The sequence below is a fragment of the Pseudonocardia sp. CA-107938 genome, from assembly GCF_050936315.1.
Classification (GTDB): domain Bacteria; phylum Actinomycetota; class Actinomycetes; order Mycobacteriales; family Pseudonocardiaceae; genus Pseudonocardia.
Map to the genome: position 1 here is coordinate 2,304,452 of NZ_JBNJNA010000001.1, position 21,939 is coordinate 2,326,390.

Annotated in this window: 25 protein-coding genes and 1 pseudogene; 16 read left to right on the forward strand and 10 right to left on the reverse strand. The window is 69.8% G+C overall.

Translation table 11 applies throughout. The features are described 5' to 3' along the window. Positions 1 to 30 precede the first annotated feature (30 nt). Complete coding sequence (locus ACQEVB_RS11625; protein WP_432968824.1) at positions 31 to 1,158, forward strand: GuaB3 family IMP dehydrogenase-related protein; 1,128 nt, start codon at positions 31 to 33, stop codon at positions 1,156 to 1,158. Positions 1,159 to 1,392: 234 nt separating this feature from the next. Here ACQEVB_RS11625 and ACQEVB_RS11630 read toward each other — a convergent pair. Then, positions 1,393 to 2,463: pseudogene (locus tag ACQEVB_RS11630) on the reverse strand (tyrosine-type recombinase/integrase); the annotation flags it as partial. Beyond that, complete coding sequence (locus ACQEVB_RS11635) at positions 2,460 to 3,134, reverse strand: helix-turn-helix domain-containing protein (protein ID WP_432968827.1); 675 nt, start codon at positions 3,132 to 3,134, stop codon at positions 2,460 to 2,462. The pseudogene ACQEVB_RS11630 and the gene ACQEVB_RS11635, both read right to left, overlap by 4 nt. Before the next feature lie 84 nt (positions 3,135 to 3,218). Here ACQEVB_RS11635 and ACQEVB_RS11640 point away from each other — a divergent pair, with 84 nt between their 5' ends. From ACQEVB_RS11640 to ACQEVB_RS11685, 10 genes are all read left to right on the forward strand, one after another. Continuing rightward, positions 3,219 to 3,407 carry a helix-turn-helix transcriptional regulator gene (locus ACQEVB_RS11640; protein ID WP_432968830.1) on the forward strand — a complete coding sequence of 63 codons (189 nt, stop codon included), beginning with the start codon at positions 3,219 to 3,221 and terminating at the stop codon, positions 3,405 to 3,407. After that, positions 3,404 to 3,625, forward strand: a complete 222-nt coding sequence (locus ACQEVB_RS11645; RefSeq protein WP_432968833.1) for a helix-turn-helix domain-containing protein — start codon at positions 3,404 to 3,406, stop codon at positions 3,623 to 3,625. Before ACQEVB_RS11640 ends, ACQEVB_RS11645 begins: the two co-directional genes overlap by 4 nt. A gap of 434 nt (positions 3,626 to 4,059) precedes the next feature. Further along, positions 4,060 to 4,383, forward strand: a complete 324-nt coding sequence (locus tag ACQEVB_RS11650) for a hypothetical protein (protein ID WP_432968836.1) — start codon at positions 4,060 to 4,062, stop codon at positions 4,381 to 4,383. A gap of 143 nt (positions 4,384 to 4,526) precedes the next feature. Beyond that, a complete protein-coding gene (locus tag ACQEVB_RS11655) occupies positions 4,527 to 5,915 on the forward strand; it encodes a hypothetical protein (RefSeq protein ID WP_432968839.1) in 1,389 nt (462 codons plus the stop codon). 340 nt (positions 5,916 to 6,255) lie between these two features. Then, positions 6,256 to 6,672: a hypothetical protein gene (locus ACQEVB_RS11660; RefSeq protein ID WP_432968841.1), complete on the forward strand. Its 417-nt coding sequence runs from the start codon at positions 6,256 to 6,258 to the stop codon at positions 6,670 to 6,672. Beyond that, positions 6,669 to 6,893, forward strand: coding sequence for a hypothetical protein (locus ACQEVB_RS11665; RefSeq protein ID WP_432968843.1), 225 nt, complete (start codon positions 6,669 to 6,671; stop codon positions 6,891 to 6,893). The genes ACQEVB_RS11660 and ACQEVB_RS11665 overlap by 4 nt, the downstream gene beginning before the upstream one ends. Next, positions 6,890 to 7,258 carry a hypothetical protein gene (locus ACQEVB_RS11670; protein ID WP_432968846.1) on the forward strand — a complete coding sequence of 123 codons (369 nt, stop codon included), beginning with the start codon at positions 6,890 to 6,892 and terminating at the stop codon, positions 7,256 to 7,258. The genes ACQEVB_RS11665 and ACQEVB_RS11670 overlap by 4 nt, the downstream gene beginning before the upstream one ends. A gap of 226 nt (positions 7,259 to 7,484) precedes the next feature. Then, entirely contained in the window at positions 7,485 to 7,991 is a 507-nt protein-coding gene (locus tag ACQEVB_RS11675; protein WP_432968849.1) for a hypothetical protein, read from the forward strand. Further along, positions 7,988 to 8,539, forward strand: coding sequence for a hypothetical protein (locus tag ACQEVB_RS11680; protein WP_432968852.1), 552 nt, complete (start codon positions 7,988 to 7,990; stop codon positions 8,537 to 8,539). Before ACQEVB_RS11675 ends, ACQEVB_RS11680 begins: the two co-directional genes overlap by 4 nt. A gap of 3 nt (positions 8,540 to 8,542) precedes the next feature. After that, on the forward strand, positions 8,543 to 8,866 hold the full coding sequence (locus ACQEVB_RS11685; RefSeq protein ID WP_432968854.1) for a helix-turn-helix domain-containing protein: 324 nt from the start codon (positions 8,543 to 8,545) through the stop codon (positions 8,864 to 8,866). A 413-nt stretch (positions 8,867 to 9,279) separates the two neighbouring features. Here the strand turns inward: ACQEVB_RS11685 and ACQEVB_RS11690 are convergent, their stop codons facing one another. From ACQEVB_RS11690 to ACQEVB_RS11705, 4 genes are all read right to left on the reverse strand, one after another. Then, a complete protein-coding gene (locus ACQEVB_RS11690; protein ID WP_432968857.1) occupies positions 9,280 to 9,732 on the reverse strand; it encodes a hypothetical protein in 453 nt (150 codons plus the stop codon). A gap of 8 nt (positions 9,733 to 9,740) precedes the next feature. After that, the gene (locus ACQEVB_RS11695; protein WP_432968860.1) at positions 9,741 to 10,445 is read right to left on the reverse strand and encodes a DUF433 domain-containing protein; all 705 of its coding nucleotides are present in this window, start codon (positions 10,443 to 10,445) and stop codon (positions 9,741 to 9,743) included. A 120-nt stretch (positions 10,446 to 10,565) separates the two neighbouring features. Then, positions 10,566 to 10,973 carry a hypothetical protein gene (locus tag ACQEVB_RS11700; RefSeq protein WP_432968863.1) on the reverse strand — a complete coding sequence of 136 codons (408 nt, stop codon included), beginning with the start codon at positions 10,971 to 10,973 and terminating at the stop codon, positions 10,566 to 10,568. 345 nt (positions 10,974 to 11,318) lie between these two features. Beyond that, positions 11,319 to 12,113 (reverse strand): hypothetical protein, encoded by a 795-nt coding sequence (locus tag ACQEVB_RS11705; RefSeq protein ID WP_432968866.1) that lies wholly within the window; start codon positions 12,111 to 12,113, stop codon positions 11,319 to 11,321. A 487-nt stretch (positions 12,114 to 12,600) separates the two neighbouring features. On the opposite strand from ACQEVB_RS11705, the gene ACQEVB_RS11710 reads away from it, so the two are divergent. Both ACQEVB_RS11710 and ACQEVB_RS11715 read left to right on the forward strand, forming a co-directional pair. Further along, positions 12,601 to 17,994 (forward strand): hypothetical protein, encoded by a 5,394-nt coding sequence (locus tag ACQEVB_RS11710; protein ID WP_432968869.1) that lies wholly within the window; start codon positions 12,601 to 12,603, stop codon positions 17,992 to 17,994. Further along, positions 17,987 to 18,337 (forward strand): hypothetical protein, encoded by a 351-nt coding sequence (locus ACQEVB_RS11715; protein WP_432968872.1) that lies wholly within the window; start codon positions 17,987 to 17,989, stop codon positions 18,335 to 18,337. The genes ACQEVB_RS11710 and ACQEVB_RS11715 overlap by 8 nt, the downstream gene beginning before the upstream one ends. Before the next feature lie 150 nt (positions 18,338 to 18,487). On the opposite strand, the gene ACQEVB_RS11720 is transcribed toward ACQEVB_RS11715, so the two are convergent. Both ACQEVB_RS11720 and ACQEVB_RS11725 read right to left on the reverse strand, forming a co-directional pair. Beyond that, positions 18,488 to 18,721: a hypothetical protein gene (locus ACQEVB_RS11720; RefSeq protein WP_432968874.1), complete on the reverse strand. Its 234-nt coding sequence runs from the start codon at positions 18,719 to 18,721 to the stop codon at positions 18,488 to 18,490. A 45-nt stretch (positions 18,722 to 18,766) separates the two neighbouring features. Next, entirely contained in the window at positions 18,767 to 19,201 is a 435-nt protein-coding gene (locus ACQEVB_RS11725; RefSeq protein ID WP_432968877.1) for a hypothetical protein, read from the reverse strand. A 75-nt stretch (positions 19,202 to 19,276) separates the two neighbouring features. Here ACQEVB_RS11725 and ACQEVB_RS11730 point away from each other — a divergent pair, with 75 nt between their 5' ends. After that, complete coding sequence (locus ACQEVB_RS11730; RefSeq protein ID WP_432968880.1) at positions 19,277 to 19,489, forward strand: sigma factor-like helix-turn-helix DNA-binding protein; 213 nt, start codon at positions 19,277 to 19,279, stop codon at positions 19,487 to 19,489. A 206-nt stretch (positions 19,490 to 19,695) separates the two neighbouring features. Here the strand turns inward: ACQEVB_RS11730 and ACQEVB_RS11735 are convergent, their stop codons facing one another. After that, on the reverse strand, positions 19,696 to 19,884 hold the full coding sequence (locus tag ACQEVB_RS11735) for a hypothetical protein (RefSeq protein ID WP_432968883.1): 189 nt from the start codon (positions 19,882 to 19,884) through the stop codon (positions 19,696 to 19,698). Between the two features lie 55 nt (positions 19,885 to 19,939). On the opposite strand from ACQEVB_RS11735, the gene ACQEVB_RS11740 reads away from it, so the two are divergent. After that, entirely contained in the window at positions 19,940 to 20,263 is a 324-nt protein-coding gene (locus ACQEVB_RS11740) for a hypothetical protein (protein ID WP_432968886.1), read from the forward strand. A gap of 76 nt (positions 20,264 to 20,339) precedes the next feature. Here the strand turns inward: ACQEVB_RS11740 and ACQEVB_RS11745 are convergent, their stop codons facing one another. After that, the gene (locus tag ACQEVB_RS11745; protein ID WP_432968889.1) at positions 20,340 to 20,633 is read right to left on the reverse strand and encodes a hypothetical protein; all 294 of its coding nucleotides are present in this window, start codon (positions 20,631 to 20,633) and stop codon (positions 20,340 to 20,342) included. Between the two features lie 256 nt (positions 20,634 to 20,889). On the opposite strand from ACQEVB_RS11745, the gene ACQEVB_RS11750 reads away from it, so the two are divergent. After that, positions 20,890 to 21,825: a hypothetical protein gene (locus ACQEVB_RS11750; RefSeq protein ID WP_432968892.1), complete on the forward strand. Its 936-nt coding sequence runs from the start codon at positions 20,890 to 20,892 to the stop codon at positions 21,823 to 21,825. Positions 21,826 to 21,939 lie beyond the last annotated feature (114 nt).

The window sequence follows — 21,939 nt, forward strand, 5'->3', positions numbered from 1 at the left end:
TTGCCAGGTCACGACGTAGGCTGACGCCCCGTGCGTGACGTGGTGGAGATCGGCATGGGCCGGGAGGCCCGGCGGGCGTACGACCTCGGTCAGATCGAGATCGTGCCGTCCCGGCGGACCCGCAGCTCGAAAGAGGTGTCCACGGACTGGCGGCTCGACGCCTACCAGTTCGACATCCCCCTGGTGACCCATCCGACCGACGCGGTGGTGTCGCCGGCGAGCGCCGTCGCCATCGGGCGGCTGGGCGGGCTCGCCGTGCTCAACGCCGAGGGGCTGTGGGCGCGGCACGCCGACGCCGACGCGGCCGTCGCGCAGGTGCGGGAGGCCGCAGAGGCCGGTGCCGGGCCGGGCGACGCGATCCGCATGCTGCAGCAGCTGCACGCCGCTCCCATCGACGAGGGGCTGCTCGGGGAGGCGCTGAAGAGCGTCCGCGACGCCGGCGTGACCGTCGCCGCGCGGGTGAGCCCGCAGCGGGCCCGTGAGCTCACCCCGACACTGCTGGCCGCCGGCGTGGAGATCCTGGTCGTGCAGGGCACGATCATCTCCGCCGAGCACGTGTCGCGCGGCGAGCCGCTGAACCTCAAGGAGTTCATCAACTCCCTCGACGTGCCCGTCGCGGCCGGCGGCTGCGGCGACTACCGCACCGCCATGCACCTCATGCGCACCGGCGCGGCCGGCGTGATCGTCGGCTACGGCGAGTCGTCCGCCACCACCACCGACGAGGTGCTGGGCATCGGCGTGCCGATGGCCACCGCGATCGTCGACGCGGCCGCCGCCCGTCGCGACTACCTGGACGAGACCGGCGGCCGCTACGTCCACGTCATCGCCGACGGCGGCATGGCCGGCTCCGGCGACCTGGCCAAGGCGATCGCCTGCGGCGCCGACGCCGTGATGCTGGGCGAGCAGCTCGCCGAGGCCGCCGACGCGCCCGGCCGCGGCCTGTACTGGACGTCGTCGGCCGCGCACCCCAGCCTGCCCCGCTCCGAGATCGTCGAGGTCGCCCAGGGTGACCGCACGCTCGAGCAGGTGCTGTTCGGCCCGTCCGACGAGCCGTACGGCTCCGTCAACCTCTTCGGCGCGCTGCGGCGGGCCATGGCGAAGACCGGCTACTCCGACCTCAAGGAGTTCCAGCGGGTGGGGCTGAACGTCCGGGGTTGAGCTATCGCGCTGACCTGCAGGTTCGCCGTCGGACTCACCTTTCAGAGGGTCGCCCTCGGCATCCTGTGGTCGCGTGGTGGTCGCACTGGCCGCAGAACGCTCCGCTGCCAGCTCCGCCGCGGCGGCATCAAGGACGGCGCCGTACATATCGGCGGCAGCGGTCGAGGTCTCTCTCGACAGGTGCCCGTAGAGGTCGACGGTGATCGAGATCTTGCTGTGGCGCAGCATCTTCGACACGACCGCCAGCGGCACCCCCGACGCCAGCATCAGCGTCGCGGCGAGGTGCCGAAGGTCGTGCAGCGTGCACCTCGGCAGTTGGATCTCCGCGGCTCGCTCGTGGAACTGCCACAGCACCTTCTCCGGCCGCAGGGGCGAGCCGTCCTCGCGAGCGAACACGAGGTTGAGCTCGTCGGCGTCGTAGTCGTCGCCCCACTGAGCTCGCACGACGTTCTGGGCGGCACGCTGCCGCTTCAACGCCTCGACGACGCGGGCCGACATGCCCACGCCGGCAGCGCTGCCGCGGGTCTTCGGCTTGCCGATGATGAGCTTGCCGTTGACGTCGGAGAGTGTCTGACGGACCTGCAGTACCCGCTGCTCGAGGTCGACGTCCGACCACCGCAACCCGAGTGCCTCGCCCCGGCGCAAGCCGCACCCGATCAGCACCTCGAACACCGGACCGAGCTCATGATCGCGGACGTGGTCGAGAAACTGGATCGCCTGCTCCACGGTCCACGGCTTCCGTTCCTCCCGGCCCTCCGGCGGCAGCGGAGCATGCCGCGCGGGGTTATGGGGGAGCCGGCGACGCTCGACCGCGTCAGCGAGTGCTGAGGACAACACCGCGACGCACCGACGGATGGTCGGTGCTCCACGACCGGCAGCCTCCAAGTCGGCGATGAACGTCGCAACGTGTTGGTGGTGCAGGCGCTCGAGCCGAATCGCGCCGAGCTTCGGGATCAGGTCGTTGCGGATGTAGCTCTCATAGGACAGCAGCGTCTTCGGCTTGAGCCGGTGCCGCATGCCGTGCACCCACTCCTGCAGGTACGCGGCGACGGTCTCCCGGTCGTCGACCCGCACACCGGCGCCCTGCCGGGCGATGACGTCGTCGAGGGCCCGCTGCGCGGCACCCTTGGTGGCGAAGCCCCTCCGGCGCATGGTCTTCCGATGGCCATCGAGGGACGGCAGGTCGACGGCGAACGCCCATCGTCCGTGCCGCGAGTTCGCAGCCAGCTCGGGGCACTGGGCACCGAGCTGCTTCCCAGACTCGTCGCGACACGCGCAGGCCCGGTAGGTGCGGCCCCGGCTCATGTGAGCACGTCGCCGTCATCGGTGAAGCCGAGCGACGTGTCGACCGCGGCCGCCCTGATGGTTCCAGGCGGGTCCTCGACGTAGCCCCAACCAGCCATCGGCCGGCGAACTCGCTCGTGAACAGACGCCGGGATCGCCGGAAGAGCCCAACCTGCGCGATGCATCTCGATGCGAGCTGCGGCGAGCCTGCTGGCGGCGGCGTCGAGCACCCTCTCGTCACTGTCGGAGCCGGCATACGCCAACACGGCGAGGCCCTGCTGGTGACGGCGGTACGTGTTGACGATCTGGTTCGGCTGGACGATCCGACCTTGAAGCTCGCCGACGACATCGTCGCCAGCGATGTCACCGGTCGCCCACTGCCATGCGGTCCAGGTATCGGTCGAGGTTCCCGGTAGGACCTCGACCGCATCCGGTGACCCGAGTGGGAAGACCAACATCAGAGGAGCGACGCCGAGGATCCGGGCAAACGCCAACACCTCGCCGACGGTGATCGTCTCACGTCGGCCCGACTCGAGGTTCGTCACCTGCGTCCGCGTGTAGCTCCCGCCGATCTCGTCAGCCATCCGGTCGGCGAGCTGCTGCGCGCTGAGTCTGGCGTGCTCGCGTAGAGCACGGATCTGGCGGGCTGTCGTGCGCGTGAGCTCCGCCGGCCACCCGGGGGTTTGGGTCATGAGGACACACCTTAGGCGGTGTTGCGCGTTCATAAGCAACCACGCTAGCGTGTTCTCATTACCCCGACAAGAGGAGTGGGAGTAATGAGAACCCAGTCCGATCAATGGCTCACCGGGCGACAGGTTGCAGCTCTCATCGGTGTCAGCCCGAACACGCTGCGCCGATGGCGCCACAACTCCATTGGACCGGCGGCCTCGCGCCTCGGACCGCGAGCTGTGCGGTACGAGCGGGCAGCCGTTGATGAATGGCTCCGCACGAGGCAGCCGGCATGACGAGCCGCGCCAACCAGATCCTCGCTGCGGCCGGCCCAACGTTGTCGATCCCTGAGGCCGCCGTCGTTCTAGGCGTGAGCCCGGACCTCTTGCGCGTGATGCGTCGCCGCGGGGAACTCGCCGAGCTCGGGATCAAGGTGCTTCCGCTCGGCAGTCGGCTGCGGATCTCGACGGCGTCGCTGCGGCGGGCCGTCGAAGCCTCCGATCCCGGCACCTAACGGGAGCGGGCCGGGAATCGCTACCCGACTCCCGGCCCGCCCCATGCACATCGATCTTCGCACCGACAGGACCGATTATATGCGATCCGCACCCATTCCCGCGACCCTGACGCTGGTACCGAATTCCCCGACCCCGGCTGCGGGGTCGTCGAGAACGCCATGAGCACGTCGAACCCCGCGCCGCCGAGTCTCTGGTGGAGTGATGCCTGGGACCGACTCGCCCGGCGGGCTGAGACTGGTCAACCGTTTGTCGCCACCGACCTCGTCGTGGACGGGCTGGGCGAGCCACACCACCCGTGCATGTGGGGGCGGCTCTTCGCAGCAGCCCATCGAGCCGGTGTCATCGCCCCGCTAGGTGCCGCACGGTCTGCGCGGAAGACGACCGCGTCGTCGCTGGTGATGGTGTGGCGCGGCGTCCCGAAGGTGCTGCCGAGATGAACGAGCAGCGACACCCCATGCAGGTGCTCGTCGACCAGTTGGCCCAGGTCGATTCCGCCCTGCTCGCCGCCGCCGTGTCCATGTTGCCCGCCGACGTGCTCCTCGCCGCGAAAGTAGGCGCCGAGATCGGGTACGCCCGCCACGGCCAGATGCTCGCCGACGACTGGCCCGGCGGCAGGCACCACCGGCCGAACCCGACCATCGTGTCGCAGCTGCAGCGATACCGATACCCACCCAACGGGGATCGCGACGAGTGGATCAAGTGGGGGCCGGCTGGTGCACCACACAGTGGAGCTCCTACTCGGCGGGCCGCTGCATGACCGGACTCTGCTCACACGGCGTCCCGCTCAACGCGGACGCCGACCGCGCGTGCCAGCGGCGAGAGTGCATCGACCGCAGGACCGCGGCTGCGTTGGCCGCGTCGGGCGAACCTGGTGACGGGCCGCGAGGGCCGACGGTGCGGGTGGACGAGGACGAGGACGTCCCCGTCCACCCGGCCACCCTCGCGCTGCGACTGCCCACCCTGCCCGCCGAGTTCTGGTCAGCACGCGAAGTGCATGAGCGGATCCGACAGGCAGCACACTCCCGCCTCGCCTCAGCGGACTTGGTGCTGCACGTCGCCCTTGCTCGGTTGGCTGCGATGTCCTCGTGGGAGCTCGGCTTCGACAGCGGACGCGGGATTAGCTCGTTGAACTACTTCACGGCCGCCGTCGGCCCGTCCGGCGCTGGGAAGAGCACCGGGACAGAGGCTGCCGTCGACATGGTGGCGACGCCCGACTACCTCGAGGCCGCGGACCTCTCGGAACCCGAACCGTTCGCCGACGGCCTTCCGATCGGATCCGGCGAGGGCATCGCCGAGGCGTTCATGGGAACCAAGGAGATCGAGATCGGCGTCTCACGCAAGGGTGACCCGATCACCAAGAACGTCCGCGCTCAGGTCCGCCATAACGCGTTCGTCGTCATCGACGAGGGCGAGACCTTCAGCAAGATGGGCGAGAGGAAGGGCGCGACCGTCGGGGCGACGCTGCGGTCGGCGTGGTCCGGGGCGACCCTCGGCCAGGCCAACGGCACGGCCGAGACGACTCGCCGGATCCCTGCCCGCTCGTACAGCTTGGGACTCGTCGTCGGATTCCAGCCGGCCACCGCACTCCCGCTGCTCGCCGACACCGCGACCGGAATGCAGCAGCGCTTCACATGGGTCTCCGCCGTCGATCCTTCAATCCCCGACGAGCCCGTCGAGCATCCGGGCCCGATCAAGCTTCCCGCGCTCCCCGCTCCTCGGAGGCCCGGCGGCTTCGGCGAGGAGCCGACACCGCCGATGACGTTCCCCGCAGAAGTCATCGCCGAGCTGCGCGCTGACCGCCTTGCCAAGGTCCGCGGAACGCTCGTCGTGCCCGAGGCCGACTCGCAGGCGCCGCTGATGCGGTGCAAGATCGCCGCGCTGCTGGCCTTGCTCGACGGCAGGGTCGACGTCGATCTCGACGACTGGAACCTGTCCGGCACCGTCTGGTCGACCTCGTGCGCGGTGCGCGACGCCGTGACCGGCCACGCGCGAGCAGTGAAGGCTGCGCAGGAGGAACTCGTCACCCAGTTCCGTGTGCAGCTCGCCGAACGGCAAGCCGCAGCAACGGCCGCGATCCCGGCAAAGGTGGACCGGCTCGCCAGCAACCTCGCCGGCCACGTCGTGCGCGAAGGCATGCTGCTGCGGTCGGCCGCGCGGAAGACGATGCGAAGCTCCGACCGACATCTCTTCGATCAGGTCGTGGAGAAAGCCGCCGAGCTTGGGCTACTACGGGTCGCTGACGGCGGCGGCGCCCTCCTCCCGCCCGTCGTCCCGGAAGGGTCGACATGAGGCGGACCCATGGTGGACGGGTGGACAAGTCGTCCACCCCCATTTCCGCAGGTCATACCGGGTGGACGGCCGTCCACCCTCTGTCCACCCCCGGCCGATCGAACCGCGGCCCAGAGTGGACAGGGTGGACACCTGTCCACCCCTATTTCTGCAGCTCACAAGCGGTGGACGCGATCGTCCACCCGTCCACACCCGTCGCTCCCCACCACGACGATCGCGCCCACCGACGCAGGGGAGACCACCGATGACTCGACCACGAACCAGCGCAGCCCGAGCGGCCATCGAGCGCGACGCTCGCATCCGCCACGGAGCCATCCCGCCAGCCGCCACAACCGGCCTCGTGGCCGACGCCGCCCGCAGGATCTCCGCCGGCGTCAGCCGCCTCGCCGCGACCGGCCACGAGGTCCGGCAGGTCGCCTACAAGGCGGCCCCGGAATGGCTGACGCTGTCCATCGTCGCGGCGTTCACCGAATGGGCCGAGGGCGAGGCGGCAACGTGCCAACACCGGCCCACCGTCGCCCAGCCGGAGCCCGTGTTCGCCGCCGCATGGATGCCCGGGCTCATCGTCTGCGCCCAGTGCACCGACCGCCTCGCCCTCCCGGCGGGATCGGTGCGCGACCGCACCTGCGACGCCTGCGGCCACATCTGCGCCGGCCCCGCCCACGCCGACCCGATCTGGGCCAAGACCGTTGTCGCAGGCCTGCTCGTGTACCAGATCGGCGTCTGCCGGGACTGCCTCCCCTGGAGGGCATCATGACTGCGAAGCACACCGCCCGCCCGCTGGTCGTCGCCTCCGAAACCCCCATTGCCGAGCTGCCGACGGCGCACGGCCTCACCGCATTCCTGTACCCGGCAGCGAGCGGCATCTGCTCTTGCTGCCACGAAGTCGCGGCGTGGCTCTTCCGCGTTGACCGGCGGTGCGAGTTCTGCCACGCGCTCTGCGACAGCGACCACAACGAGCTCGGGGTGACCGCATGATCGCCGTCGATCTGGTCGACCTCCGCGACCACAACGTCACCGTCGAGGGGCACCCCGTCACCGGGATCGAGCGCAACCTCGCCCGCGCCATGCGCCTCGACGACATCGCCGACCTCGCCGCCGTCGACGCGCTCGTATGGATTGACATGGCAGACGCCGACGACACCGGCGACGACGTCCAACCCGGCCACGCCTGGTTCACCGCCATCGGCGTCGCCGATGACGCCGGCCACACCGAACTGGCCTACGTGGAGGCCCACCTCGTCGACAGCGGCGTCGCCATTCTCAGCCCAGCCCTCGACGACGAACCACACCGTCCCTGGTTCGCCACAGAACTCGCAGCCGACGAAGGACAAGCCGGATGAGCCGCCGCCACACCGTCCACGACGGCGCCGGATTCCACGACCTGGCCGGCGCGCTCATCCGCTGCGACTGCGGCCGCCCAGCCACGTGGCGCCGCCGACGCAACGGCCAGCCGACCCGCCACGAGTGCGGCCCGTGCCGAGCTCGCCGAATCGAGGCCGGCCGGTGAACCGCCGCCGATGGTTGCCCCAGACCCGCACCCACCTCCAGCCCGAACAGGAGCCCCAGGTGACCGACCCGGCCCCGCTCGAACCACCGCGCCATGACCCGTTCGCCGCGCCACCGCCCGCGACACCCACCGAGAGGACCAACCCCGTGACCGCGCCCAACCTCGAGTACACCCGAGACCAGATCGACGACCTCGTCCGACACCCACGCCTCAACGGCGAGCCCGTCAGCGTCCGCGACATGTGGCGGCTGATCGTCGAAGCACCTGCCGACGAGCGGCCGGCCATCCTCGCGGCCGCCGCCGACGCCGACGTCCGCGCCCTCCCCAGCCTCGCCGGCGCCGTCTGCTGGAAGGTGCGCGACCTCGCCGCCACACACCACCTCCGCCGGCAGATCCGCACCGCCGCCGCACAGGTCGAGTCGCGGGCCGCGGTCGCCAGCGCCGACGCCGAACGCGAGCGCCAGGCCAGCCGCGACGCGGAACTCGCCGACGCCGCGACACGCCGCCGGCGCGACTTCCTCGCCCGCAATGCCCCGCCTAACGCTCACACCGGTGGTGCGGCATGAACGCCCTGCTCGACGTCGGCCAACCTGGCGCCACCGCCGTCCACGAAGCCAGCCACGCCGTCGTCGCAACCGTGCTCGGCGTCCCGTTCGACCGCATCACCCTCCACCCAACGGAAGCCGATCAGCGCGGCGCCGTATACGGGCTCCGCCCCGGGAAGGCGCCCGCAGCGGCAGTCGCCGCCGTCCTGCTCGCCGGCGTCACCGGAGAACTCGCAGTGTGGGCTCCCGCCCCCGGCGCCACCCTCATTGCCGCCGCCGCCGAGGCCGCCGCCATCGCAGTCTGCAGCGGCCACATCGACATTGAGTCGTTCGCTCGGCACGCACCCGACATCGCCGCCGACCCGGATCGCATCAGCGACCTCCAAGACGTCGTCCGCGGACTGATCCACGGCCACCGACACGCCATCGGCGCCGTGGCCGCAGCGCTGGTGGCGCATCCGCAACAGACACTGATCTCAGCCGAGGTGAGCGAGATCGTGCACCGCGCCGGCCGGATCTCCCAGCCTCGTCCGCGCCCCCTGCCCATCGGCCGCCACGTGGTGGCGTAGAGCATGCCGGCCGTCGATCAATTCGCCGAGCGTGGAGCCATCCCCGAGTGGCTGGCCCGAGAGCTCATAGCCGCACGTCAGCGTCTCGGCCTGAATCGGGAGAAGGCCGCTCGACGCTGCGACTGCAGCCCGCGCACCATCAGGCACCTTGAAGCACCCGACCGGCGGCCCAGCCGATCCATGGCCTACGGCGTCATCGCGGGCCTTCAGCTGGCCCCGAACGTCGCCGAGGCACTGCTCAAGCACGCGGCCGACGAGGCTGGCCGGGACCGGCGACCTGATGGGCCGCCCTCCAGCCGGCGGCACCTATGGGCCGCCCTGTCATGACCCGACCAGTGGGCCGGTACTCGAGCCGGTCGAACGCACTCGACGCCGTACCCGTGCTGGGCCGGTGGCTCGGCCGTCGAACGGAAGCGACGCCAGCTCAGATTGCACTGTGGCTTGCGACTCATCCCCAGCGAGAGCGGATGGTCGAGGTCGACGAGGTGATGCGGGAGGCGGCCCGGGACCTGCGCGAGTGGGTGCTCGCAATCGATCTCGATTCACTACCCGACGAACTGCCGCCGTGACCGAAGCCCACGACCGGCCAGGGGACCTGATCGAGTCGGGCTAGATCCGAGGCAAACCGAGGGCCGGGCGAGATCCGGCACAAATAGCGGCACATCACGGGCCGGGCACATCCCGGCGCCCCCGCAACCCGTGCGGCAGCAGCATCCGCGGCCGAGAGTAGCCAACCGCCGTCAGAGCCTTCCTGGTCTCGCGCGCTGCACTAGGCCGGGCTGGAAGTTCTGACGACGGGTTCGACTCGCATGGATCGTCAACCATGCTGGGCCCTCGACCGCTCCGAGCTGCTCGATCTTGTCCCAGTGCCGGAGGACCATGCGTGCCGCGTCCCATCGGTCGGGGTTCTCCTCCGGGTGGACGAGGCATGCGACCCGCAGGTTGCTCGCGACGGCGAGCTTCGCCTCCTCGGGGTGGGTGCGGATCTCGATGTTCTGGGTGATCACGACCCACCCCTCGCCGCCGACGAGCGGGATCCAATCCGGATCCCGGATGCCGAGGGGAAGCTCGCGCTGAAGCGGCGGGGAGCCGATGCACGCTAAGTCCCGCCGCAGCCCCATCAGCCCGAGTCCGAACCCGCGCGAGTCCTCGTCGAACAGGAACCTGATGGCGTCTCGCTTGGGCCAGGCCATCTACGGCGTCAGGCTGCCTGCGGGTGGGCAGAGACGTAGTTCTCGGCCTGTTGGACCTGGTCGACCGTGATGTCGTACCACTCGGCAACGTCCTCCGGCGCCTCGCCGCCGCGGACGAGCTGCGCGATTGTCCGCGCGAGCACGTTGCGGCCGACGATCGTAGGCCGGCCCCCGCGCCGCGCCGCGACGCAGACGATGTCGTGGAAGTCGAGGTCAGGGCGAATGCCGCCGATCAAGTCGTCGCTGACTTCCGAGTCGACCACCGCGTCCACGAAGTCACGGACCCAAGGTGTGAGCGCGAGCTGGCCGTCGGAGAGGCGCTCGACGAAGCGGAAGGTCTCTGCGTCGCTCGCGGGGCCCTGCGCCTCGAAGAGCAGCTGGCGGCCGTGCGGCTTGATGTAGGTCGAGAACTTCGTCAGGGGGTGAGGATCGTTCGTCCGCTCGCGAAGCGACTCGACCACGAGGCGTATGTGCTGCACGGGGACGTTGTCGATGTCGCGGTAGCTCGCCATCAGCCTCGCTTCGAGGAACTCTCCCCACGTCACCCACGACGTCTGGAGCGGCTCGGGCCGGACGATCGGCGGGTAGATCTTGCGGTTACGGACATACCCGTTGATCCAACGTCTCGCAGTGCCGCCGCTGAGGCTCAGGAGCTTGTCCACCTGGGGGTAGGTGTAGGTCGGCCACTCGCTCACGGACGGAGTGGTGGCCATAGTCAGAGACTCGCACAATAGGCAGCGTCGTTACAGGACCCTGGCCGGGAACCACCCAGGTGTATCGGGCCTTACTTGATCGGCTGCCATGCGTAGCCGGCGGGCCGCGGACGCGCGGGCTTACTCGTCGTCGAGTTCGAGCTCGGCGTGCACCTGCATCGCCACGTGCCAACCAGCACGACGGAACGCCTCGAGCGCTCCTTCGGTGTCTCCGAGCTCATCGAGGTCGAGGTCCTCAACCCAGATGGTGATCTGGGTGTCGTCCTCTTCGGGATCAGGGTCGGCCCGCCACGTGAGCTGGCTAACGACCATGGCGTCCGGGAAGGGCGCGATCCAGATGTCGTCGCCGACCTTCGGCACGGCCGGGAGCCCGATGGTCCGGGACAGGGTGACGGCTCGGGCCTCCTCTGCGACCGCATCCCAGCGCGCCCTCGTCGCGTCGGCCTTGTAGCCCATCTCCTCGGCCAGGCTGGCGAGCACGGCGGGAAGCATGTTGTGGGCCTCAGCCTCTACTCGGATCCGAACCATGGCTCGAACGTGTACCAGCAGGCCATGCCGCGGAATCCGCCAGGCGGGTCAACGGTCCCAAGGGTCCAACGTCGCGCCGGCACCGGACTTCGCCGATGGCGAATGTGACCGGTCCCTGCGATCACAACGTGACCACAGCTCCCGTTGCTGCAGGTCAGCGCGGTCAGATCTGATCACCTATCAGCGTGTGGCGGAGTTGCCGCGGCGCACCGACCTCACCACCTCATATCCTGCAGGCGTGCGCGCGTGACGATCGCGGAGTCTCAGGTCGCGACACACCGATGCCTGCCATGGCCTGGCCATGGCAGGCATCAAGAGCGGGGGCTGTCCCAGAAGCTCAGTCCATCAAGGGTGCCACCCTTGCTTGGGTTCCTGCAGCGTCAGATTGGGCATGCCGTCGGGGCACGTCGACAGATCCGCGTCGACGTAGCCGTCGGCGCCCTTGATCATCTGATGATGACTCTTCGTGATGTTTGTTTCCGTGGTCGAGTAGTTGCAGACGAGGACCCGTGAGCTCATCTCGATACCAGTGGCCCGCTCGGCGTCTCGCAGGCGGTTGAAGTAGATCTCCTGGATCCCCTGGTGGCTGTTTGTCGCAGTCCAGGGGCCTGCCAGGATGGTGAGGCGCGCGCCGCGGTTCGCCTCCAGCCAGTCCACGAGGTAGTCGGCTCCCCGCTTGCCGATGCCTAGGGGCTGGTCGTCGCCGACGAAGAGAGGCTCCGAGTCGCACGAGTTGCGCATCGACGCGTAGTTGCCGGGGTCGATCATCGTGACCTGGGAGATCGTGTTGCGCTGCGCGTCGCTGGCACGAGCGAGGTAGTAGATGGTCGCCAGCCTGCCAAGGCTGTAGCCGGTGAGCTTCGTGGCGGTGTCCGGCACAAACGGGGGCACAGTGGAGGTGTCGCACCGCCTTGCCGGCGCCCACTCGTTGTAGACCACCTGGCTGAGGCCGACCCGATCCGTGACCCTCCACTCGTCGGGATTCCCGTCGTTGTTCGTGCCGGGGAGACCGGCGAAGTAGACGGTCTTGACGGGCTCCTGGGCGTCAGCGGTGCCGGTGAGAGCCGTTAAAGAGGTGGCGGCGATGACCACGGCCGAGGCGTAGCGAGCGATGCGGCGGTGCATGACGTCGTCCTCCATGGATGCGCGGTGGTGGTCGTGCAATCACAGGTGCAAGAACGCGTGCAATCGCAAGTATGGCTTGCAGATGCACGATCGCCAATCAGCGCGATCTCCGAGGCGTCCGCTCCCTCCTCGGTGGCCCCGCGTCCTAGGAGAACGCCCTGCCCGACGGCCAAGTTCCAAGATGGCGCGCGGGCCGTGGACGACCCACCGAGGTCCGCTGAGTTCGGACTCGAAGTCACGGAGTCGCGGTCACCCGAGTTCGCAGCGGATCGGTAACAGTTGGCCAGTGCGGTCATCGTTCGAGGTGAACCTGTGATCCCGGCTGTGGGGTGCACCGTGTCCTGCTAGCTCATCGACGCGACGGCACTCCAGTGCTGCCGGTCGGCCTCCTCTCCGTCCTGCCCTGGCCTGACGGGCGGGCCGCCTGATGGCACGGGTGCTGGACACAGCCTCTGTCCGTGTCCAGTTGGACCAGAGGGGCCTCGTCAAGGACGCCCGCCGCATGGGTGACAAGGCCGGCAAGGCGTTCGCGAAGGCCGCGAACAAGGCCGCCGGGAAGATCAAGGTCAAGTTCGAGCTCGACGAGCGGGGCCTGCGCCGACAGCTCCGCCGCGTGCAGGCCCGCCAGCAGGTCGAGCTCCCCACCCAGCTGCGCCTCGACGACGACAACCTGCAGGAGACGCTGCGCCGGTTCAACGACGAGCCGGTCAACATCGACGCGCTCGTGCGCCTGCAGGACGAGCAGGCCCGCGCCCAGCTCGACGCGCTCACCCAGAACCAGCGCGAGATCCCGGCGACGATCAACCTCGACGACGCGCTGCTGACCGCCCGGCTGCAACAGCTCCAGACCAACCGGATCAAGATCCCGGCCGACGTCGACCTCGACGAGATCTCGCTCGAGCAGGCCCGTCTGCAGATCGAGAAGACCCGGGCGACCATCACGGCCAAGGTCCGCACCGAGAAGCCGCCGACGGTGGACGTCCCGGGCCGATTCCGGTTCGACCCCAACGAGTCCGCGGCGGCGGCGAAGGCGCTGCCGTCGCTGCACCTCGACGTCAACGAGGCGCACATCGCCGCGCAGATCGCGGCCGCGATCAAGGCCGGCGAGAAGCTGGCCGGCGAGCTGAACCTCGGCCGGGTCACGGTTGCGGCCAAGGTCGAGTTCGACCGCAAGCAGGTCCGCGCCGCGGCGAAGGCCATCGGTCGGGTGCCGATCCGCGCGACCCTCGACCTGGACCGGAAGGCGCTCAACCGGGCCGCCCTGCGGAAGCTCAAGGTCGGGCTCGAGGTCGGTGACGCCGACGGCGCGGGCGCGCTCGCCCGGCTGGAGGCGTTCTACAAGGCCCGCCCGGTGCGGCTGCGCGCGGTCCTCGACATCGACGCCCGCCGCCTCGCTGTCCAGCTTGCCGCCCTGGAATCCACCTTCGAGCGGGAGCGGCTCAAGATCCGCGCCGAGCTCGACGTCGACAGCGGCGCCCTCAACGCGGCCCGGACCCGCATCGAGACGATGCGGCCGACGATCCACGCGAACGTCGAGGTCGACCGCGACCTGCTCGGCCCAAACGGCACCCGCCGCTACGAGATCGACGTCGACGTCGACGACACCGAGCTGCAGGCGATCCACGCCGAGATCGCGCGCAAGCACCCGACGCTGCGGGTCGACGTCGACCTCGACGACGACGCCTTCGCCGCGGCGGTGCGCCGCGCAGAGGAACGAGCGCGTCGCGCCAGCCGAGACCTGCAGTCGGCCGACTTCCTCAACGACGACGACTTCGACCGGTTCATCGACGTCACCCTCCGCATCGACCGCGACCGCGCCGAGGAGCGCTCGGCCCGCGCCTCGCTGGAGGACCTGTTCGACGACATCAGCGTCGAGCTCAACCTCGACGAGGCGTCCGTTGCGGAGGTTCGCGCCCGCGTCGAGGAGATCACCGCGCGGATCCGCGTCGAGCTCGACAACGACTCCCTGGCCCGGATCCGCGCACAGCTGGAGGCGCTACGCGCTACCGTCCAGATCATCCCGGACTTCGACCGGGCGCGGCTGCGGGCGCAACTGCAGGGGCTGTTCGCCGACGTCGAGATCCGCCCGGACCTCGACCGTGCGGCATTGACGGCGCAGCTGCGGGCGCTACCCGTCGTCGAGGTAGACGTCCGTCTCGATCTCGACCGCGGCCTGCTCGCCGCGGAGCTGGCGGCCATCAACGCGACCTCGGCCAGCGTCGAGGCCTTCCTGGACCTGAACACGGCGAGGTTCGATGCCGAGCTCGCGCGGGCCCGTGCTCGCGCCGACGGGATCAGCCTCGACGCGTTCCTCGACCTCAACGCCGCCCGGTTCTTCGCCGAGCTGCAACGCGCACGCTCCGCCGCCGACGGGCTCGACCTCAACGCCTACCTCGACCTCAACACGGCCCGGTTCCACCAGGAGCTGGCCAGGGTCAACCGCACCACCATCGACATCAACGCCCGGGTCACCCTGGACGCCGCGTCGCTGGCCGCGGTGCGAGCCCGCATCGAGCGGATGCGCCCGACCATCACCGCTCGCGTCGACGTCGACCTCGGCCTGGCCAGGGCGCGCCTCACCCTGCTGTCGCGGCAGACCGTCCACCTGCGCGTCGACGTCGACACCGCGTTCATCACCGCCCGCATCGCCGCGGCGGTCGCGGCCGGGTCCGCACTGGGCAACCTGTTCAGCGGGTCCGCCGGCGGGGGCGGCCTGCTCGGCAGCCTCTTCGGGGGCGGCTCGGGAGCCGCGGGTGGCCTGGGCGGATTGCAGTCCGGGCTTGGCGGGCTGGGCGGCTCGGCCGGCGCTGCCGCGTCTGCGATCACCGGGCTGGTCGGAACGGTGGTCAACCTCGGGGTTGCGCTGTTGAAGGCGGCAGCGCTCGCGACTGCGGCTGCGATCGCCGGGGCCGCGCTGGCGGCGGCCTACGGCGCAGTGGCCACCGCGGTTGCTGCGATCCCCGGCGCCCTTGCCCTGCTGGCGGCTCCGCTGGCCGCGGTGATGCTCGGGATGGACGGCATCAAGAAGGCCGCGCAGACCCTCAAACCCGAGTTCGACCGGCTCCAGAAGGCCGTGAGCGACAGCTTCGAGCGGTCGTTCACGCAGGCCTTCAACACGATCCGGCCGATCTTCCCCGCCATCCAGGAGGGGATGGTCAGCATCGCCGATCGGATCGGCACGATCGTCACCGGCTTCGCCGATCTGATCGTCGCCGCGGAGCGGGCAGGCACGATCCGGCTGATCTTCGAGGGTGTTTCCGCCGCGATCGGAGACATGCGGCAGGGCCTGAACAACGTCCTCGACGGCTTCCTGCTCATGGCGTCGCAGCAGACCGTGTTCGACGCGTTCTCGCAGACGGTTCAGGCGTTCGGGCAGGAGTTCAAGGCGTCCGTCGTCGACCTGATCAGCGACGGCACGCTCAACGACGCATTCCGCGGTCTCGGCGACGTGATGGAGCAGCTCACCCGCGGCTTCGTGAACCTCGTCGAAAACGGCATCCGGCTCTTCGCCGGCGCCGCACCCGGCATCACGAGCTTCCTCGAGAAGCTGCGCGGCTTCTTCAACAGCTTCGACTGGAACGCGCTCGGAGCCAGCGTCGGCGCCGTATTCGACGGCCTCGGGCAGGCCATCGCGAAGATCCCGCCCGGCACGATCGACGCGATCCAGGCCGCGTTCAAACGCCTCGGCGACGTGTTCCAGTCCCAGGCCGTACAGCAGGGCTTCGCGGACCTCGTGTCGCTGATCCCGCTGGTCGTCGACCTCATGGCCGCCGGCGTGCAGGCCTTCGCTGGATTCGCGACCGCCGTGACGGGGTTCGTGCAGATCCTTTCCGGCGTCGTGCAGGCGACCAAGACGGCGTTCCAAGCCATCGGTGACCCGGCAGGCTTGCTCGCCGGGAAGTACGACGCAGCGTTCGACGCGGCCAAGGCGTCGATCCAGTCCGGCGCGTTCAAGCTGGTCGACGGCATGATCGGCGTAGCAACCGCCACCGGGAACGCGATCGAGGCGCTCGGGCGTAGCGGGGCAGCCCAAGGCACCGCCGCTGGCGCGTCGATCGTTCAGGCCATCGGCGCCGCGATCACCCCAGCCCCGATCGTGGGCCCGTTCGGTGCGCTGATCACCACCGGCATCGGCATCCTGAACCAGCTCCCCGGGCAAGCAGGTGCGGCGACCGCCCCGACCGCGGGCGCCGTCGGGTCGTCGCTGTCCGGCGTGCCCGCGGCGGCCGGGTCAGCGCTGGCCCCGCTGCCGGGGGCGGTCGGCCAAGCAGTCACCCCGGCCGCGCAGGCCGTGGAGCAGGGGCTTGCCGGCGTGGCGCCAGGTGTGCAGTCCCAGCTCGACCAGGTCAACGCCGCCTTCGCCGCTGCCGGCGGCAACTGGTCGACGTCGATGACCGGTGCCGTCGCCCAGGTCAACCAGGTCATCACCGCGGCCGGCACCGGGTGGGGGCAGTCGATCACGACGGCTCTGCAGACCATCTCCGACCAGCTGATGACCAACACCGCGTCGTGGGGCAACTCCTTCCTGAACGCGATGACGTCGATCAACACGACGATCACGACGAGCACGGCCACGTGGGGCACGACGATCACCACGGCGCTGACCGGCATCGGCACGGCGATCACGACGAACACCACGATCTGGTCGACGTCGTTCACCACGGCGATCACCGCGATCGGCACCACGCTCACCACAGGCACGACCAGCTGGAGCCTGACCGTCTCGACGGCGGTGACGGCGATCGGAACCGCGATCACCACGGGGACGACCGGCTGGACGCTCAGCTTCACGACCGCGCTGACGGCGATCTCCACGGCCATCACGACGGGCACTACGGGCTGGTCGACGTCGGTGACGACGGCGATGAACGCGATCACGCTGTCGATCACCGCGGGGACGACCGGTTGGTCCACGCAGATCGCGGCCGCTCTTCAGGCGATCACCGATTCGATCAACACGAACACGATCGGCTGGGGCACCGCGGTCAACAACGCCATCCTCGCCGTCGGCGCGGCACTGCAGGCCGGGACCGCCGGGTGGGCCGCGACCGTGACCGCCGCGCTCGCCGGGATCACGGCGCAGTTCACCGCCACGTTCACCGGCATCGCCGCCATCGTGACCACGACCATGGCCACGGTCACCGCGGCGATCACCAACGGCGCGAACACCATCCGCACCGTGATCACCCAGCTGGGGACCACGATCGTCCAGACGATCACGAACGCCATGAACCTGTTCAGCAACGCCGTGCTGACGGGCATGAACAACGCGGTCAACAACGTCAACAGCGCGGTCTCGCGGATGGTGTCGGCCCTCAACGGCGCAGTGGGCCAGTTCCGGGCCGCCGGCGCCAACATGGGCCAGGCCCTCGCGGACGGCCTCAACTCCAAGGCGGGAGCCGTCGAAGCCGCCGCCGCCCGACTCGCCAACGCCGCCGCCGCGGCCGTCCGCGCCGCCGCCGCGATCCGGTCGCCCTCCAAGGTGTTCACCAACCTCGGCGACTACATGGGTGAGGGCCTCGCCGTCGGCCTCGAAGGGTCGGAGAACCGCATCATCGCGACGGCGCGGTCGATCATCGACGGTGTCGCGGCCGAGACCCGCAGGGGACTGCCGCCGCTGGACCTGCGCGAGATCATCCCGTCGTCTACGGCGGCGGCCGAGGTGTCCGACGGGCACCTCTCGGTCACTGCCGAGCTCGCCGATGACCCCTCGACTGCTCGGCTGATCGAGGCGATGCGCGACCTGGCGGCGAAGATCGAGCGGGCGAACGTCGGCGGCGACGGTGCGACAGTCGACATCGACATCAACGTGGCGGCTAACGTGTCGGAGACCGGTGACGCCGTGCACCGCGAGATGGCGACGTTGTCGGCGCTGGGCGCGTTCAGCCGTGACTAGCTACCCCCGAGACCGGTTGCGAGCCCAGCTCGTCGCCATCGAGCGTGACCTCGACGCGGCACTCGCCGGATGCGAGGCGGCGTCGATGAGGGCCGAAGCTGCTGCCGAAGCCAGGATCGACCTGGCCCCGCACCTGGAGGCCATCGCCGAGTCGATCGCGACGATCAGGGAGGTGGCCCGGCGCGGGTTGGCCACCCTGGAGTTGGTGGTCGCCTCGGTGCCGGCCGGGTCGTCCCTGACGCCGTCGGCCTCAGCCTGGATCGACCGACGCAGGCGCGAGTTCCGATCCTGCATCGCGATGGCAGATCGCGACAGACCGATGATCTCCCGGCCGACCCGCTGATTGGCGGACAGACGCGAGCGAATGATACGCAGGTCGGAGGCCCGACCTGGGGCTGGTGGTCGCGGTGTGGTCGCCGTGGCTCATGCCCTGGACGCACCGCGGCCCGGCCAACCGGGGAGGTCGACCGGGCCGCTATGAGGGGCGAAGTGGCTACGACGAGCCGCCCCCGCGGGCGAGCTCGGCGAAGCGGTGGAACTGGTCGCCGATCCGGGCCGCCTCGTCAGCGGTGAGGTAGCCGTCGGCGTCGACGTCCTCACCGGACGGCCAGCACGACTCGGGCCGCGCGACCGCGAGCCGGATGCCGTCGGCAGTGATCTCGATGGTGACGACGACGTCGTCGCTCTCGCCGTGGAAGACGGCGGCTGTGTCGATGGCGGCGGTCATGGGGTTCCTCCTGGGCTTCAGTGCGAGTTGGTCGAAGAGGGTCGGCTAGAACGGCTCGTCGCCGAAGGGCTCGGGGATGCGAGCCCAGGCGCGGGTCTGCGCTGCGGGCGTCGAGGCGGGGCGGGCGCGGTGCAGCAGGCCGTGGCTGCGGCCGCCGCACTCGCAGGTGCAGACCTCGGTGCCGCTGGCGCCGGTGCACTCGATGCCGCACTGGCGGGCCAGGTTGGTCTCGGTGCGCAGGTTCGGCTGGTCGGCGACGGTGACGCTGGCGGCCGCGCGCCGGTTGGTCTCGTCGGTGAAGACGGCCACGGCTAGCTTGGAGTCGGTGTAGGCCAGCGAGGTGCGGCGCGGGTCGTTGACGCGGGCGGCGGCGAAGCGAGTGCGGGCGGCGGCCAGCTCGATGGCGAGCTGGGTGTCGGTGAGGTCGTGAACCGACGAGAGGTCGCCGGTCGCGGTGGGGGTGCTCGCCGTCTGCTTCATGTAGAGCACTCTACAGACATGTCTGTAGAGACGTCTACAGCAAGAATGGGCAAGGTTCGCTGTAGACTCGTCTACATGACCAACAGTAGGGCCGACGACCTCGCAGGCCTGGGCAAGCGCCTCCAACGAGCGCGCAGCCGGCTCGAAGAGGTGAAGCAAGAGGCGCGGACGGCGGTCGTTGCGGCGGCGGAGGACGGCATGTCCGAGTCCGAGCTAGCCCGGCTTCTCGCCGTCGACCGGATGACGATCCGCAGCTGGCTCGGCAAGGGCCGGTCCTCGTTGGGGTAGAACTGGCGCATGCCGATGTCGCCGACCCTGTCGCGTCGCCTGCGTGGGCGCTACACGTGCTGCAGGACGAGGCGACGCGCGAGTTGAGGATCGACTGATCAAGGACTCGGTCGACGCGCAGGTCTTCGATGACCTGCCTCCGTGGTTGCAGGACTTCGTTCAGCCTGCCGAAGCAGGCGCGGAGCGCCGGTCCGTCCCGGCGGAGGTCAGGGGTCGGGGCGATGCAGATGCGACATGACCCGCCGCATCTCGCGCTCACGCGCCACGCCGTCCCGTGCCGCAACGATGTACGGGTCGTCGCTCTCGTAGGCGCCGAGCTGCTGCCACGCGTCTGTTAACTCCTCGTCGGACCACGTCGCCAGATGGCGATGATCGATCGGCTGGGCGCCATCCACTCCGGCATCATGCCCTGGCCCGTGGCCGCCGCAGCGCTGTCGGTACGTTCCGTCGATGATGGAGATCGTGGTCGCCGACGAGAGCCACGAGCATCAGGTGAAGCTGATGCTCAGGCGGTGTGGCCTCGATGAAGTGCTCGCGGAGCGCGCTCACTACTTCCGCCTCGTCGCCGTCGACGACGGTGCCGTCGTGGGGTTCCTCGACGGTCTGTTCGAGATGCCGGTGCCGGAGGTCGGGCGCGAGCTGGCTCCCGGCGTACATCCAGGACCGGGTTCGCCGAGCGTGCCCGGCAGCGTGGCCGCACCTACGTCGCTGCGATGCTGTCGTGGGCTGACGATCCCACCGATCGCCTGCTCTCCTTCGAGCGATGCGGGATGAGCAGCATCGCGCTAGGCAGGCCGGACGACCTGGTCGGCGGGCTGATCGAGGACGTACTCGCGGCAACGCAGCTGGCCTAGGCTGGCGGCTCCTCGCCGAGGATCTTGTCGAGCTCGTCGTCGACGTCCAGCGGTCGCGCCGTTCGAAGGTTCGGGTCCCGATGGGGATGGACCGACACGATCGCCGTCGCCTTCTCCAGCTCCATCGTCGCGCTCTTGTAGAGGCGCTCCTCGTCGAACGAGAACTCGGTGGTCCACACCGCCTGCTCGTTGGGTCCACCGCAGATGTGTACGACGACCTCGGTGTCAGGGCCGTCGGGCAGTCGCTGCGCGAGGGCGATCAGCGACTGGACTGCCTCGTGGATCTTCACGAGCGAGCGAGGCGGGGAGGGTGCGCCGGCTCGGGCCGCGGCGCCAGCAACGCGCGGATGGCCGCCCGCTGGCTTGGGCTGAGAGGCGGGGCGGCATCGACGATGGCCCGGACGTATCGGGCGAGCTCGGTGGCGTCCATGCGGCAACGCTACGAGCGGTGCCGACAGGTTCGGCCGGCATCTGCCGAGGTTCGCCGGATCGGCCGAGCGAGAATTCGGTCATGGCCGCCTCGCCCAGCTGGCTAGCATGCCGGCCGTGGATCTCGGAGCAGAGCGTGAGGCCCAACTCATCGCGGCGGTCACCCCGTCACCTGCGGATGTGCTGATCGCGAAGCGGATCGCGTTCGACCTGCTTGAGCAGCGGACTCGCCTCGACATCGATGGACTGTTCACCCACCTCTGCCAGCAAGCCGGCGTCGACTCCCACACGGGTAACCACGACCACCTCGAGGTCGATGGTGTCGCTCGGGGCCTCGGCCGCCACTTCGACCCGGACGCACCCGTGCTGGTTCGCGAGCGGCTCCGCGCTTCTGCGGTCGAGGCCTTCGCGGACCTGGTCAACCACCAGGCCATCGTGCCCATCGAGCCTGACTTCAAGGTGCGGGTTGGGATCAAGGACCTCAACACTCGGGGAGGGACGGACATCCCCCTTCCGCGCTCGCGAGTGTCCGTTGGCCCGCACCGACTCATCGGGACTCCGGCCGGCACGGACTTCCGATTCTTCGATGCCGAGCTCTACCTCGACGGCATCGACGACCTCTTGGGCAAGCGGGGGTGCCGGTGCCTCGGGGAGGCGCTCGACGCCTACCGTCGGGGTCTGTACCTCAGCTCCGTGAACATGCTCGGCGCGACCAGCGAGGCCGCCTGGTACACGATCGCCGCCGCTGTCGCCCAGCCGCCGGCGAAGCTGGCGGCTGCCATCGCTGGCGACGTAACCGCGCAGGTGATCAAGCTGACCCTTGATCACCTGCACACTCTGCCCGGCAAGAAGCCGATCGTGCTGCACGAGCTCGGCGCGCACGCCGCGCACCTGCGGGACCTCCGCAACTACGGCCTGCACCCGCGCGACGACGAGGATGCCGACATGGAGGCAGCGTTCACCGAGTTCGGGTGCGCGCTCCTCCTCATGGAGTCGCGCCGCTACCTCGTGCGCCTCCGCGGCGTCGCTGTCGATGCCGGCCTGCTGACCTGACGAACGTCGCTTGTCTGCCGATCGGGTGATCCAGTCTGGTTCGCCCGCGGCGCCGGGGCGTGATCTCTAGCGTTCCTCGCCGAGGCGCCGGGCCATCCGGCGTCGCCGGATCTC

What these genes read in the sequence shown, in the direction of transcription:
- ACQEVB_RS11730 (WP_432968880.1), top strand. Translation starts at nt 19,277, where the DNA reads ATGACCAACAGTAGGGCCGACGACCTCGCAGGCCTGGGCAAGCGCCTC.
- ACQEVB_RS11665 (WP_432968843.1), top strand. Translation starts at nt 6,669, where the DNA reads ATGACTGCGAAGCACACCGCCCGCCCGCTGGTCGTCGCCTCCGAAACC.
- ACQEVB_RS11670 (WP_432968846.1), top strand. Translation starts at nt 6,890, where the DNA reads ATGATCGCCGTCGATCTGGTCGACCTCCGCGACCACAACGTCACCGTC.
- ACQEVB_RS11710 (WP_432968869.1), top strand. Translation starts at nt 12,601, where the DNA reads ATGGGTGACAAGGCCGGCAAGGCGTTCGCGAAGGCCGCGAACAAGGCC.
- ACQEVB_RS11635 (WP_432968827.1), bottom strand. Translation starts at nt 3,134, where the DNA reads ATGACCCAAACCCCCGGGTGGCCGGCGGAGCTCACGCGCACGACAGCC.
- ACQEVB_RS11645 (WP_432968833.1), top strand. Translation starts at nt 3,404, where the DNA reads ATGACGAGCCGCGCCAACCAGATCCTCGCTGCGGCCGGCCCAACGTTG.
- ACQEVB_RS11700 (WP_432968863.1), bottom strand. Translation starts at nt 10,973, where the DNA reads ATGGTTCGGATCCGAGTAGAGGCTGAGGCCCACAACATGCTTCCCGCC.
- ACQEVB_RS11705 (WP_432968866.1), bottom strand. Translation starts at nt 12,113, where the DNA reads ATGGAGGACGACGTCATGCACCGCCGCATCGCTCGCTACGCCTCGGCC.
- ACQEVB_RS11725 (WP_432968877.1), bottom strand. Translation starts at nt 19,201, where the DNA reads ATGAAGCAGACGGCGAGCACCCCCACCGCGACCGGCGACCTCTCGTCG.
- ACQEVB_RS11640 (WP_432968830.1), top strand. Translation starts at nt 3,219, where the DNA reads ATGAGAACCCAGTCCGATCAATGGCTCACCGGGCGACAGGTTGCAGCT.
- ACQEVB_RS11720 (WP_432968874.1), bottom strand. Translation starts at nt 18,721, where the DNA reads ATGACCGCCGCCATCGACACAGCCGCCGTCTTCCACGGCGAGAGCGAC.
- ACQEVB_RS11685 (WP_432968854.1), top strand. Translation starts at nt 8,543, where the DNA reads ATGCCGGCCGTCGATCAATTCGCCGAGCGTGGAGCCATCCCCGAGTGG.
- ACQEVB_RS11650 (WP_432968836.1), top strand. Translation starts at nt 4,060, where the DNA reads ATGAACGAGCAGCGACACCCCATGCAGGTGCTCGTCGACCAGTTGGCC.
- ACQEVB_RS11740 (WP_432968886.1), top strand. Translation starts at nt 19,940, where the DNA reads ATGATGGAGATCGTGGTCGCCGACGAGAGCCACGAGCATCAGGTGAAG.
- ACQEVB_RS11690 (WP_432968857.1), bottom strand. Translation starts at nt 9,732, where the DNA reads ATGGCCTGGCCCAAGCGAGACGCCATCAGGTTCCTGTTCGACGAGGAC.
- ACQEVB_RS11695 (WP_432968860.1), bottom strand. Translation starts at nt 10,445, where the DNA reads ATGGCCACCACTCCGTCCGTGAGCGAGTGGCCGACCTACACCTACCCC.
- ACQEVB_RS11680 (WP_432968852.1), top strand. Translation starts at nt 7,988, where the DNA reads ATGAACGCCCTGCTCGACGTCGGCCAACCTGGCGCCACCGCCGTCCAC.